This is a genomic window from Streptomyces sp. BPTC-684 (assembly GCF_030028635.1).
Taxonomy (GTDB): domain Bacteria; phylum Actinomycetota; class Actinomycetes; order Streptomycetales; family Streptomycetaceae; genus Streptomyces; species Streptomyces noboritoensis.
On sequence record NZ_CP124863.1, the window covers coordinates 7,245,162 to 7,258,435 of the forward strand.

Below are 13,274 nucleotides of genomic sequence, written 5' to 3' on the forward strand. Positions count from 1 at the left end.
CCCGGAGGTGCTGCGCACGGGCACCGCGTCGGCGCCGGCGCAGCGGTCCCTGGAGCAAGGATTTGATCATGCGTACGACCATCCGTCCCGGCGCAGTGTTGTCCGGCGCCCGCCGCTGCCGACTTGTGCTGGTGCTGGCCGCCACGGCGGCCCTGTCGGTCACCGGTTGTTCACTGCGGGAGGCGAGCTGCGGTGGTGGTGAGTACCCGGTCCTGGCGGTGGGGTCCACCGGCGGTGCCTGCGTCCCCAACGGCCAGGAGCCGCCCACGGGCTACACCCGTTACCCGGCGGGCAAGGTGCCCGAGCATGTGGACGACAGGTGGGACATCTACTGGCAGAGCCATACCGTCGACAAGGACGGGAAGATCATCGACGCCCCGGAGGACTGAGGGAGCCGATTCTCGCCAAGCCCCTCCGATCGCCGATCCGCGAGGCCGTCGTTGACGAAGCGCAGCCGTGCCCGGCAGGGCGGTCATGACGGGGGCGCGGTAGCGGTGTGGGCGACGGTGGCATGGGCGGGGCCGCCGTACAGCGGAACCGCGGCGAGCGGGTCGCGCTTGCCGAGTCCGTGGAAAGCCGGTCGTAGACGGTGTCGGCGGTGTGCGAGCCGTCCGCCCACCGGTCGGCGAAGGCACAGCGCCTGATGTCAGACCAGACTGAGGCTGTGCAGCGCCTGTGCGATAGGTTCCCAGGGCGTCGTGGGGGGAGCCAGGCGTTGCCGCGGCAGCACAGTGCCGCTCGGTTTGGTGGGGTGCGTGCGCATGAGCAAGTTCCGGATCTCTATTCACCCGGCCCGTCGCCTGGCCGCCGCCGTCGGGGCCGCGGCGACGGTACTCGCGGTCACTGCGGCAGCACCCGGTGGTCCAGACGGGGCGGGACAGGCCGCGGCCTCGCCCGGCGCGTCCAAAACAACTCTTTCGCTGAACACGCCGGGGCCCAGGGCGGGCGGGAGCGCAACCCAGACCTGACTGCTCATATGGAGCACCCGGGCGTGGCGCTCGTTGGGTTCTCTCCCGCGGCGGGGATGCGGCAGTGGGACGGGGAGGAGCCCGGGATCGAGCTGACGTCCGTCACCAGCAGCCCCAAGGCGAAGTGCAGCCACAGCACCGGCATCGGCCCCGGCGGTGGCCTCGACTGCAACCTTCCGGCAGGCGACACCACCGTCACCTACATGCTGAAGGCCCCGTCGTCGGCGTTCGCCTGGCGGATCGTCGCCTACGCCGGGTACATCATCAATGTCGACGGCCGGGTCGAGACCGGTGACGGGCCCACCGAGTCGGGGTTCGCGGTCGACAGTCCGCACCCGGTGCCGGACCATCACCTGCTCTTCGCCCGGGACACGGGCGGGGCGCTGCACGAGTACTGGGGCACTGGCAGCACCTCCGACCTTTTCTACGAGACCCCTCAGCCGGTGGGGCGAGGCTGGCAGGTCTACACCGCCCTTGCGGCGCTCTCGCCGGTGAACACCCTGCAGGCTGGCGGCGGTGTGGTGGCGCGTGACCGGGACGGGGTCCTGTGGCACTACCGCACCCGGGCCGGGCACTACGCCGACACCATCTGCGACCCCTTCTACTCCCGGACCAAGGTCGGCAGCGGCTGGAACACCTACATCCAGCTCACGGGAGTCCAGGACATCACCGGCGACGGCCGGCCCGACCTGATTGCCCGGGACCGCAACGCCGACCTGTGGCTGTGTGCCGGCACCGACAGCGCCACCGACCCCCTGGCCGCGCGGTCCAAGATCGGATACGGCTGGAACGCCTACACCACCCTGCTGGGCACCGGCGACGTGACCGGGGACCGCAAGGCGGACCTGGTGGCCCGCGACGGGTCCGGGGTGTTGTGGCTGTACCGGGGCACCGGCAACGCTGGCGCTCCTTTCGCTGCCCGCACTCGCATCGGCGGCGGCTGGAACACCTACAACTACCTTCTCTGAGGCAGTGATCCGCCACGGTGAGGTCAGGCGCGGCCACCCCGGCGGGCCGGCTGGAGCGACCGCGTGCTCGCCCCGGCCCGCCGCACCGTTCCACGAGGCGCGTTCGCCGCGGATGGTTCGGGGAACCGAAGAAGGAATAGGCACGCGCGGCCGTCGGTGCGAGGCAGATAATCTGCGCGAATGAAGCGGGTTCAGCGAGCCGCTGGTGCGGTCGTCGGCTCAGCGGTGGGTGACGCCCTGGGCGGCCCCTTCGAGTTCGGTCCCCAAGGAGCGTTCTCCGCGCGGTTTCCCGCGCCTGGTGCCGGCGACGAGATGTGCGGAGGCGGTGGCTGGGACCCCGGCGAGGCCACCGACGACACGCAGATGGCCGTCCTGGTCGCGGAGTCCCTGCTGGAGCGGGGCGGACTCGATCTGCCGGACATCTTCGCCCGCTTCCAGCGGTGGGCAGCATCAGAACCGAAGGACATCGGCCTGCAGACCGAAGACGTCCTGACCAACGGCATGCCCTGGGACCTCGCCGCCGCGATCCATTTCCAGGGCAACCAACGAGCAGCCGGAAACGGCTCCCTGATGCGGGCATCGACCTCCGCGGTCCACTTCGCGGCAGCCGGCCAGGAAGCCACCATGGACGCGGCCCGCCGCATCGCCGCCCTCACCCACGGGGACCGCGCGGCCTGGGAAGGCACCGCGATCTACCACGAACTCATCCGCGTCACGTTCGAGGACACCGACCCCCTCACCGCTCTCCCAGACATCCTGGCTCTTGTCCACCCCGACCACCGCGGCCGCTACGCCACCGTCCTCGCACCCGACTGGCACCCCGACCAGGCCACCGAGTTCAACGGTGCCGTCTGGCCCTGCCTGGGCTCCGCCGTCTGGGCCCTGCGCACCACCACCAGCTTCGAAGACGCGATACGCGCGGCGATCGACCTCGGCGGTGACACGGACACCGTCGCCGCGGTGACCGGAGGCCTCGCGGGCGCGTACTACGGACTGGACGCCATCCCCACCCACTGGACCCAGCCACTCCATGTCCCCCTCCCGGGATTCGGCCAACGAGTGCTGCACCTGACAGACCTGCTCCACCTTGCACACCGCCTCGGAGAGGGCTGTCGATGAGACAGGTGCGATAGCCCGCATTAACGGGGGAGGCCGTTGTGCGGCTGGACGGCCGGAGGGACTTCAGTGCGGCCTCGGCCCGCGCCGCCCCAGCCCCGGCTGCGCCCCGTGAAATTCCCCGGGGAAGGGGGATGCCTGACGGCTGGAATGCGGATTCGCTATTACTCAACGGTGCTTCATAAAGGCTGCCCTCCCTTGAGATTGAGGAGTTCCGGCTTCCTTTCCCGTGTGATTTTTAACCCGTTGACAGGCGAACACCGTGTGCAAGGATCTCAATGATCACGTGTCGGCTCCCGGCTTGACCCCTGTTCCGGCGGTCGCCGACGGCACGTCACGTTCGTTTGCAACCCATGGAGAGAGTTACGTGGCCACAACCACTGGCCGTACGCGCAGGCGGATAGCCGCGCGCCTCGCTGCCGCGGCGGTCGCCGCCGTCCTTGCCGGCACCGCCGTACCGGCGTTCGCCGCCGACACCCCGAGCACCCCCTCGCCCTTCACGCTGGCCCAGGCCGTCAAGGGGAAGGCAGGTCTGGCGGCGGCACAGCAGGACGAGGAGGAGAAGTCCCGCATTCGCCCGCTGTTCGCCGTGGACCGCTCCGACCGGGCCTGGATGTATCTGCGGGACGGCAACGGCGGTCTCGCCGGCCGCCTGTCCCTCGATGGCCTCGACGCCCGGGGTCTGAAGGACGGCGCCTTCGTGGACCAGGACGGCGACAGTGCCCCCGACGGCATGTGGCTGTGGGACACCCGCGGCAGCCTCCAGTACGGCGGCGAGGACGGCAGCTTCCGGGTCGGCGGCGGCTGGAACATTTATGACAAGGTTCTGTCCCCGGGCAATCTCGGCGGCGCCAAGGGCGGTGACCTGCTCGCCCGTGACTCCTCCGGCACGCTCTACCTGTACCTGGGGTACGGCGACGGCAAGCTGACCTCGCGTTACAAGGTCGGCGGCGGCTGGGGCCAGTACACGCAGATCGCCGGGAACGGCGACCTGACCGGCGACAGCAAGGCCGACATCGTTGCCCGCGACAAGGCCGGCACCCTGTGGCTGTACAAGGGCACCGGCAACCACAAGGCCCCCTTCGCGCAGCGCACGAAGATCGGCGGTGGCTGGAACGCCTACAACACCCTGCTCTCCATCGGCGACGTCGACGTCGACGGCAAAACCGACCTGCTCGCCCGCGACGGCTCCGGCGTCCTGTGGCTCTACAAGGGCACCGGCAATGCCGCCACACCGTACAAGCAGCGCGTCAAGATCGGCGGCGGCTGGAACACCTACCGCCTCCTGTTCTGATCGGAACGCGGCTGTGACCGGCAGTCGTTGAGGCAAGGGTCGCCCTCCGCTACTGGAGTGCGACCCTTGCCGACGTTGTCGTCGGCTGACATGTGCGTGTTGTCGGGCTGTCGGAGCCCTTCGGGTGCGGCTGTGCCCGACCGCGCCATTGCTGCCTTGATCCGCGCGAACCTGCCACCCGGCGAGAACGGGCCGTCAGATCCACGGACGTGGCACCGCCGCTCCCCGCGTAGCAACACACCGGCTGAGCATCCGCCGACGGGCCCCGGCAGGGGTCGGAATGTGTCCTGAGCCGGGGGAGTCGGCTTGGCCCTGCAGCCTCCCGGACCGTCAGCCGCAGCCGCCGGCCCACACGGAGAACAATCCTGCGCGGATTACGGGTGCATCCCGGGGTGCGCGCCGGGAGGTGGAGGAGTGGTGCCGCTCTGCCCGACGCCGAGAACCCGCACGGCGCTCCGCATAAAGCTCCAGGGTGGTCTCCATGGCAAGGCACTGTGGCACGTCCTGGAACTGTGGGTTCCGCCATGGTGGACGCCGTCGTGGCATGGTGAGATCGCCGGATCCGGCGCGGCGGCGGCCTGCGCCGCGGGCGATCGCCGTGGCAAGGCGGCCGTTGTCGCAGGAGGCCGCTGCATGCGGCGCTCGTGAATCGTCATCGGCGTCGGCTCGGTCGTACCTCGCCGGCAGTGGGCCAAGCGGGGTTCTCCCCGTTGCGTTGCCTTGTCCCTCCGCGCGCGGCACCTCAGCTCAAGCTGATCACGGTGTACGTCTCCCCGTCCCCCGGCGGCCGTGTCCAGGAGCGGGTGGTGAACGTGTGCAGCCGTCCGGCCGTGATCGCGTGGCGCGGCAGGTGGACATCGAACTCGTCGGCCACGGCTTCCAGCAGCAACCGTTCCGCCTCGGTGCCCTCCTCCCGGGAGCCGAAGAACCGGTCCGGGTCCAGTGCCGCTGGTGTCTTCCCGTTTCGGCGTATGGCTCCGTCCGTGTAGGTGAAGGCGTACTGCTCGGCACCGTCGTGTGCGACGGAGAGGTGGAAGAACGGTTCCCCGTGCCGGGCCCTCAGGCCGCTCCACACGACCACCACGCGGGTGCCCGCGCTGGCGGCCGCGGCCGGGGAGACGAACCGCTGCGGGTCGAGATGCGCGGGGTCGCCGTCGAAGGCGAAACTCCAACGGGTCCCGGCCCGGCCGACCATCATGAGGGCTTTGTCGTCGTAGGACGAGAACTCCCTTTGCCCGCCCAGCAACCCGAAGCGCGCTTCGTTGAAGGTCAGGGGATTGCTCAGGGCTGCGTCGTTGCCGTCCGCGAGGCGCCCGGGCAGGTCCTGCGGCCCCACTCCTTCGACCAGGACGAACCGGTAGGACGACAGGTGGCGGTGGGGCTCGGGGTCCGCGAGCCACGCCAGGTTGTCCGGGTCGAGGCGAGCCGGCCGGCTCGGTGCCTCGCCCGTCTGTCTGCCCCGGGGGGTGGACAGCAATTCGCGGCCCCGCTCCGGGGTCAGCAGGGGGCCGAGCAGGGGGTCGGCCACCCACCCCAGCGGGGCCAGGTGGTCGGGCCCCAGCGGCTGCCACAGCGGCAGCGCGTCCATCAGCGTCCGCCACGCCCCGTCGGTGTCGCCCCAGCGCGCCAGCTCCCGTGCCCGCTCGACCGCTTTCCCGAACGGTCCGGCCGCCGTGTACCGGTAGGTGCCGTTGCGTACCTGCTCCAGCGTCGCGTAGGCCAGCGACACCACGTCACCGGCCCCCCGCAGATGGAACAGAAGCGTGGAGTCGTCCCGGTGCGAGTGCGCCGCGTGCTCGGCGACCAGAGCCGGCAGCAGATCGGGGGCGTACCGCGGGTCGCTCACCACGTCCTCGAAGTACACCATGTAGGTCCGCCCGAGCAGACGGCGTATCTGGTCACCCAGCCCCACCGCCCGCGGCCTGCCGTACGCCTTCGCCTCGTCCAGCACGTCTCCAGCACGCTCCCAGTCACCGCGCAGCGCCTCCAGCCGGGCCTGCTCCACCCGGGCATCCAGCTCGCGCGTGGTGTCGTTGACGAACTCCGGCCACCCGTCGGCCGGGCGTGCCCGCAGGCTGTGGAACTCCCGGTACATGCCCCGCATGAACTCGCCGAAGTTCGCGTACCGCTCGGGCGGCGCGGCCCGCCAACTCGACCACACGTACACGGCCCACTCGCCCTCCTCGTCCACGTCCTCGGGATCCAACAGGACATGGGTGATATCGGACTCGACGTCGAGCTGGAGCCCGCGCCGCCACAGGTCCGCCTCCCGCCTCTCCTCAGGTCCGGCGTCGTCGTCCAGATACTCCTCGAACATGTCCGCGAGCCCGGACTCGTTGTCGTGCCAGCGAGCGTCCGCGGTCCCCGCCAGCAGAAAGATGAACCCCCCGGCATGCTGCCAACCGTTGCTGACTTTGAGGAACTCCCGATACGACGGCGGTATCCGCCGGCCCAAGCGCTCCTCCATCGTGGCGATCCGCTCCTCAGAGGCGGGCGGGAACCCCAACCACCGCACCCGCCGCGCGGTTTCATCCTTCTCACTCCTGGCCGCATCATCGGGCAGGGAATCCGACCACTCCCCGCTCCATCTGAGCAGGAACGGCCGCCAGTCGAACGCTGTCGTCTTCGTCATATGCCCGATGCTGCCATCCGCCACTGACAGCGGCCTGCGCTCACGAGTAGGCCGGCCAGCGCTTCGACGCCCTGCTCGCCCTCCTGGCCACCGGCGTCGTGTGAGCCGGTCCAGCTTTGGGGCCATGCTGTCTCGGCTTTGGACAGACAGGCCCACGGCGGTCGGGCGTGCAGCAGGCGGCGGGGGTTGTCGCGGGCCGTGGGCGGCGTGATGCCCGTGGCCGCCATACAAACCTTTCGGCAGGGAGGGACCAACCCCGGGACTGCAAGAACTCATCAACGCCGTCACCACAGGCCAGGGACCTCTACACTCCACCTTGATCTAACGGACTACCGGTAGCCGGGCGAAAGCATCCCGCCCGCCCGGAGGGGATGCCATGCCCTTGATGGCCCCAGCCCTCATGGGTGGGGTGTTGCCTGACGGTACGGTCGCTGGGTGGAGTCGAAGCGGTTGAACGAGTGCCCGTTGCATGGGGCTGGCGTGCGTCCTGATTACCTGGTCGGGCGGCGCCTTGAGCGAGTGGCCGCGTCGTCATGGCATCAGTACGCTACGGAAGCCCCGTCCGGCCCGCTGGACGTGTGGCTGATCGACAGCGCCGAGGACTCCACCCACCAACTCGATCTGATCCAGGCCGAGGCCGCCCGCTGCGGCGTCGAGATCCATATCGTGCTCGACGTCGTCCACGTGGTCGAGAAGTTGTGGGCCGCTGCCCGCTGCTTCCACCCCGCCACTGACCCGGACACGGAGACCTGGGTCGGCTTCAAGACCGTCCGGATCCTGGCCGGTGACACCTTCGGCGCCGTGGCCGACATCCACGCCGAGGCCGACCGGAACCGACTGTCCGACCAGCAGCGGACCGCGGTGGAGGCCGCCTGCCGCTACCTGACCAACAACGCCGACTTCGTCCGCTACGACCACGCCCTCAAGGCCGGCTGGCCGATCGCCAGCGGAATCGTCGAGGGAGCAGCCAGGCACCTGGTGGCCGACCGCCTCGACATCACCGGCTCCAGGTGGAGCGTCCCGGGCGCCGAAGCCGTCCTTATCCTCCGCGCGCTCATCAGCAACGGCGACTTCGACGCGTACTGGCACTTTCACATCCAGAAAGAACGCCAACGCCTCTATCCCCGGCCTGACCGGCACGACAACGACCTCCTGGCCCGAAAGCCGAACCCACTCCACGAGAGCCGCACCTATTTTCGTGTCAGTAGTTGGGGCCGCTGCGCTGGCCGCCGTGGTGGCGGGAGAATGGGCTCGTGTCCGTCCGGGACGCCGGTGGATCTGTGATGCCATGTGAGCTCGCGTGTCAGTATGGCGTCGGGGGCCGCTGACAGGGACCGTTGATTGTTGCGGCAGCACGCGGACCAGACTCCTATCAGCCCTGTGGCTCCTCCGGACGGCACCTGTGCACAACTGCCGGTCCCGGAGGTGGGGTTCATGGAGGTACTGCACGAGCGGTGCGCCGCGCTCGACATCGGCAAGAAGGACCTCAAGGCGTGCGTCCGCACCCCGAATCCAGGCCGGCGGCGCTCGCGGCGGCAGGAGATCCGCACGTATCCGACCATGACCAACGCGCTGCTTGGGCTGCGGGACTGGCTGGTCGCGGAGAAGGTCACGCTGGTGGTGATGGAGGCGACGGGCGATTACTGGCGGCCGGCGTTCTACCTGCTGGAGGACTGCCTGAACGTGATCCTGGTCAACGCCGCCCACGCCAGGGGCCTGCCCGGCCGCAAGACCGACGTCGCCGATGCGGCCTGGCTGTGCCAGCTCGGCGAATGCGGCCTGCTCAAAGCATCGTTCGTACCGCCGGAACCCGTCCGGCACCTGCGTGACCTCACCCGCTACCGCACGAGCCTCACCGCGGAGCGGACCCGCGAAGTCCAGCGGCTGGAGAAGGAGCTGGAGGACGCGGGCATCAAGCTCTCCAGCGTGGCCACCGACATCATGGGCGTCTCCGGACGGGCCATGCTCACCGCCCTGATCGAGGGCGAACGCGACGTCCATGCCCGGGCGGGGATGGCCAAGGCCCGTATGCGACCGAAGATCTCCACCTTGGTCGAGGCGCTGACCGGGAACTTCGGTGAGCATCACGCGTTCTTGTGCCGGCTCCACCTGGAGCGTATTGACCACCTCACCGCGGCGATCGGCGAGCTGTCCGCGCGGATCGAGGAGGAGACGGGCCCTTTCGCCCGTCAGCTTGAGCTGCTGCAGACCGTTCCCGGCGTCGGCCGTGGAGTTGCCGAAGCCCTCGTCGCGGAGACCGGCGCCGACATGGCCCGCTTCGCGACCGCTGGCCACCTCGCCTCGTGGGCCGGGGTCTGCCCCGGCCACCACGAGTCCGCCGGCAAGCACAAGTCCGGCCGACGCCGGCACGGCAACCGGTGGCTCGGCGCCGCACTGGGCACCGCGGCCATGGCCGCCTCCCGCACCCACCAGACCACCTACCTCGGAGCCCGCTACCACCGGCTCATGCCCCGCCTCGGCAAGAACAAGGCCGTGGTCGCCCTCGAACACTCCATCCTGACCGCCATCTGGCACATGCTCACCCACGACGCCGAATACGCCGACCTCGGCGGCGACTACTACGCCAAGTACGACCCCGAGCGGGCCATGCGCCGCATCACCCGTCAGGCCAACGCCCTCGGCTTCACCATCCGTTTCGACCCCATCGAGGCCCCCTGAAACCCATCCCGCCGGTCACCCCGCCGACCTGGCCTCATCTTCTGCTTTCGGACCAGACCCAACTTCAGGACAGTCCCCGCTGGAGGTCCGATCGGGGCCGCGGCGCACGCGACCGAAAGCCGTGCGCGTGAAGGTCCGAAAGATAGGCGTGCCAGTAGATTGAGACAGGGGCGGCCGGGCCCGACGGCGCCGCACCCAGAGCGAGGATGCTGGATGGGTGAGGCGGACGGGGAGGACCGGTGGCGCTCGCGGTGAGTCCGGACCCGGAGGGTGCGTTGCGCATCCGCATCCTGGGGCCCGTGAGGGTCGAGGCCGAAGGCCGCAAGGGCGGGCTCGGCCCGCAGCAGCGGCTCCTGCTCGCGGCGCTGGTGCTCGCCCGGGGCCAGGCGGTCAGCAAGGCACGGCTGATCGACCTGCTGTGGGAGGAGGGCGCTCCAGCGGGAGCGGTCGCCACGTTGCGTACCCACATTCTGCATCTGCGCAGGGTGCTGGAGCCCGACCGGCGTGCCCAGCGCGGTTATGAGGTACTGGTCAGCGCCGGAGGGTGGCAGGATGCGGGCTATGCGCTGCGGGTGAGCGACCGGCAGGTCGACGCCTTGGAGTTCGTACAGCTGGCGCAGGCCGGGCGGTGTGCGCTGGCGGAGGAAGAGGCGGAGTCGGCGATCCGGCTGCTGGACCGGGCGCTGGATCTGTGGTCGGGGCCGGCCCTCGGCGGGGTCAGCGACCGCGGTTTCGCGGTGACCGAGGCGAGCCGCCTGGAAGAGCTGCGGCTGGTGGCGCGTGAGGACCGTATCGACGCGCTGTTGAGCCTGGGCCGGGAGGCGGAGGCGATCGGCGAGGCGAACCGGCTGATCGATGAGCATCAACTGCGGGAGCGGCTGTGGTCGCAGCTCGTCCTCGCGCTGTACCGGTCCGGCAGGACGGCGGACGCGCTGGCCGCCTACCGCCGGTTCTATCACCTGCTCGACAGCGAACTGGGGGTCGCGCCGGGCCGCTCCTTGCAGCGGCTTCACCAGCGGGTGTTGCGGGCCGACCCTTCTTTGGAGCGATCCGCGCCGCAGAGCGTGGCTGTCCCGGTGCCCCGTCAACTCCCCCCGGATTCCGGGAGTTTCACCGGTCGCTCGCGCCATGTGCGGGAATTGGACGCGCTGTTGCCGCTGAAGGACCCCAGTCCCGCGGACACTTTGGTGATCTTCTCGGTGACCGGCCTGGCCGGGGTGGGGAAGACCACGCTGGCGGTGCACTGGATGCACCGGGTGGCGGACCGCTTCCCCGACGGCCAGCTCTATCTCAATCTGCGCGGCTACGCCCCGGCATCGCCCGTCACCGCCGACGAGGCGCTGGCCCACATGCTGCGTTCCCTCGGTGTGCCGCCCATCCGGATACCGGACAGTCAGGAGGAGAAGGAGACGCTCTATCGCTCCCTGCTCGCCGGCAAGCGGATGCTGGTACTGCTCGACAACGCCGCCGGGGTCGACCAGGTGCGGCCGCTGCTGCCCGGCTCCTCGACCTGTCTCGTGGTCGTCACCAGCCGCAACGACCTGCGCGGGCTGACGGCCTTCTACGACGCGCAGCGGATCGGCCTGGACGTCTTCACGGAGGAGGAGGCCGTCGCTCTGCTCGCCCGCACCGTCGGCGAGGAGTGGGTGGCGGCCGAGCGCGAGGCCGCCGGGGAGCTGGCCGAGTTGTGCAGTCGGCTCCCGCTGGCGCTGCGGATCAGCGCGGCCAACCTGATCGGCGGCCGGTACCGGCGCATCGCCGACATGGCACGCGATCTGCGCGAGGGCAATCGGCTGGCCAAGCTCAAGATCGGGGGAGAGTCGCAGACGGCGGTGCGGGCCGCCTTCGACCTCTCCTACCGTGCGCTGTCGGTCCCCGCCCAGCGGCTCTTCCGGTTGGTCGGTCTGGCGCCGGGCTCCGACGTCACCGCCCTGGCCGCTGCCGCTCTCTGCCGTGCCCCCGACTCCGAGGCCGAGCGGACCCTGGACGAACTGGTCTCCCGCCATCTCATCGAGATGTACACGGCGGGCCGGTACCACCTCCACGACCTGCTGCGCCAGTACGCCCAGGAGCGCGCCGGGGAGGAGGACGGGGAAGCGGAGTGCGAGGCTGCCCTGCGACGTGTGTTCCAGTGGTACCTGTCCACCTGCGACAGAGCTTCGCGCCGGTTGTACGGAGCGTACTACTCCGGTTACGCGCGCGGCGACGAGGAACCAGCCGACCCCGCGGTGCACCCCCAGCAGCTGGCGAGTGCCGACGAGGCCTACGCCTGGCTCAGCGCCGAGCGGAACAATCTCCTGTCTGTCATCGCCCACACTGCCCGCCACGGCCCATACGCCTTCGCCTGGCAGACCGTGGACGCGTTCCACGGCCACCTGCTGAACACCGGCCAGCGCGCCGACTGGCTGTCGGCCGCGCGATCCGGGCTGCGTGCCGCCGTGACCGGCGGCAGCCGCGATGGCCAGGCCGCCATGCACGAAAACCTCGGCAATGTCTTCTGGGAGGTCGCCGACTACGAGCAGTCCTTCCAGCACTGCACCCGCGCCGTGGCGCTGTACGAGGAACTCGGCAGGGACACGGACCGCGGCAACGCCCTGGTGGTCCTCGGGGCCGTCGAGCGCGAGCGGGGTCGGCTCGCCCCGGCGCAGAAGGCCTTTCTGCGCGCCCTGGACAGCTACCGGTCCGACGGCAACCACGCAGCGACCGCCCTGCCCCTGGCCTCGTTGGGGTATGTGCACGTCGACCGGGGGCGCTTGAGCGAGGCCGAGGAGTGCTTCCGCTCCGCCTGGACCATCAGCCAGTCCACGGACAGTTACCTCGCCCGTACCCTGGTGCTGCGCGGCCTCGGACTCCTCCAGCGCACCCGGGGCGACCTGGAGGACGCACGGCGGCTCTTGGAGAAGGCGTTGGAGGAGGCGGACACGCGGCCCCGGTTCTCCTACTTCCAGGAGACCGCGCTGTGTGAACTCGCCGCGGTCCGCCTCTATCAGGGTCACGTCCACGAGGCACGCGCGCACGCGGAGCGGGCCCACGCCGTCGCCCGGCGGACCAGGCGCCGCGTCTTCGAGCCCGAGGTGCTCAATACCCTCGGCACGGTTCTGTACGGCCTCGGCGACTTCCCCGGAGCGCTGGAGCATCACGCGCGTGCACTGGATCTGGCCGCCACGTGGGGCGTCCTGCGGGACGAGGCCGCGGCGCGCATCGGCAAGGCGGGTGCGTACCGCCGACTGGGCCGTGCCGCCGAGGCCCGTACGGAGGCCGAGACCGCACTGAGGATCACACGGGAGCGGGGCCTGCGGATCCTTGAAGGCGAGGCGCTGACCGAACTCGCCGCCACGCAAGCCGCATTGGGGGAGCCGGGGGCTGCGCGGGACGCGGCCGAACGCGCGCTGACGGTCCACCGCGGCATCGGTCACCGACTCGGCACGGCACGGTCCTTGCGCGTTCTGGCCGACGCGCTGGACGCGGTCGACGAGCCGGTGGTCGCACGGCGGCGCCGGGAGGAGGGCCAGCGCCTCTACGAGGGCAGCGCGGCGCCGCCGTACGACGGACCGCACGCCAGATGACCGGCGCACGGCGTGCACGCCCGGCCCTGCCAGAAAGAGACAGACCACAGA

8 protein-coding genes are annotated in these 13,274 nt (G+C 70.3%); 7 read left to right on the top strand and 1 reads right to left on the bottom strand.

Annotated elements, in window-relative coordinates:
• Positions 1-68 precede the first annotated feature (68 nt).
• From QIY60_RS32250 to QIY60_RS32265, 4 genes are all read left to right on the top strand, one after another.
• Positions 69-389, top strand: coding sequence for a hypothetical protein (locus QIY60_RS32250; protein ID WP_283145688.1), 321 nt, complete (start codon positions 69-71; stop codon positions 387-389).
• 602 nt (positions 390-991) lie between these two features.
• Positions 992-1,936 (top strand): hypothetical protein, encoded by a 945-nt coding sequence (locus QIY60_RS32255; RefSeq protein WP_283145689.1) that lies wholly within the window; start codon positions 992-994, stop codon positions 1,934-1,936.
• Positions 1,937-2,116: 180 nt separating this feature from the next.
• Positions 2,117-3,055, top strand: coding sequence for an ADP-ribosylglycohydrolase family protein (locus QIY60_RS32260; RefSeq protein ID WP_283145690.1), 939 nt, complete (start codon positions 2,117-2,119; stop codon positions 3,053-3,055).
• A 364-nt stretch (positions 3,056-3,419) separates the two neighbouring features.
• Positions 3,420-4,346 carry a VCBS repeat-containing protein gene (locus tag QIY60_RS32265; protein ID WP_283145691.1) on the top strand — a complete coding sequence of 309 codons (927 nt, stop codon included), beginning with the start codon at positions 3,420-3,422 and terminating at the stop codon, positions 4,344-4,346.
• 742 nt (positions 4,347-5,088) lie between these two features.
• Here QIY60_RS32265 and QIY60_RS32270 read toward each other — a convergent pair.
• Positions 5,089-6,978: an SMI1/KNR4 family protein gene (locus tag QIY60_RS32270; protein ID WP_283145692.1), complete on the bottom strand. Its 1,890-nt coding sequence runs from the start codon at positions 6,976-6,978 to the stop codon at positions 5,089-5,091.
• A gap of 435 nt (positions 6,979-7,413) precedes the next feature.
• Between QIY60_RS32270 and QIY60_RS32275 the strand changes: the two genes are divergently transcribed.
• The 3 genes from QIY60_RS32275 to QIY60_RS32285 all read left to right on the top strand — a co-directional run bounded on the left by QIY60_RS32275 (position 7,414) and on the right by QIY60_RS32285 (position 13,223).
• On the top strand, positions 7,414-8,262 hold the full coding sequence (locus QIY60_RS32275; RefSeq protein ID WP_283145693.1) for a hypothetical protein: 849 nt from the start codon (positions 7,414-7,416) through the stop codon (positions 8,260-8,262).
• A 150-nt stretch (positions 8,263-8,412) separates the two neighbouring features.
• A complete protein-coding gene (locus QIY60_RS32280; protein WP_283145694.1) occupies positions 8,413-9,657 on the top strand; it encodes an IS110 family transposase in 1,245 nt (414 codons plus the stop codon).
• Positions 9,658-9,956: 299 nt separating this feature from the next.
• Positions 9,957-13,223 carry a BTAD domain-containing putative transcriptional regulator gene (locus tag QIY60_RS32285; RefSeq protein ID WP_283145695.1) on the top strand — a complete coding sequence of 1,089 codons (3,267 nt, stop codon included), beginning with the start codon at positions 9,957-9,959 and terminating at the stop codon, positions 13,221-13,223.
• Positions 13,224-13,274: the final 51 nt, after the last annotated feature.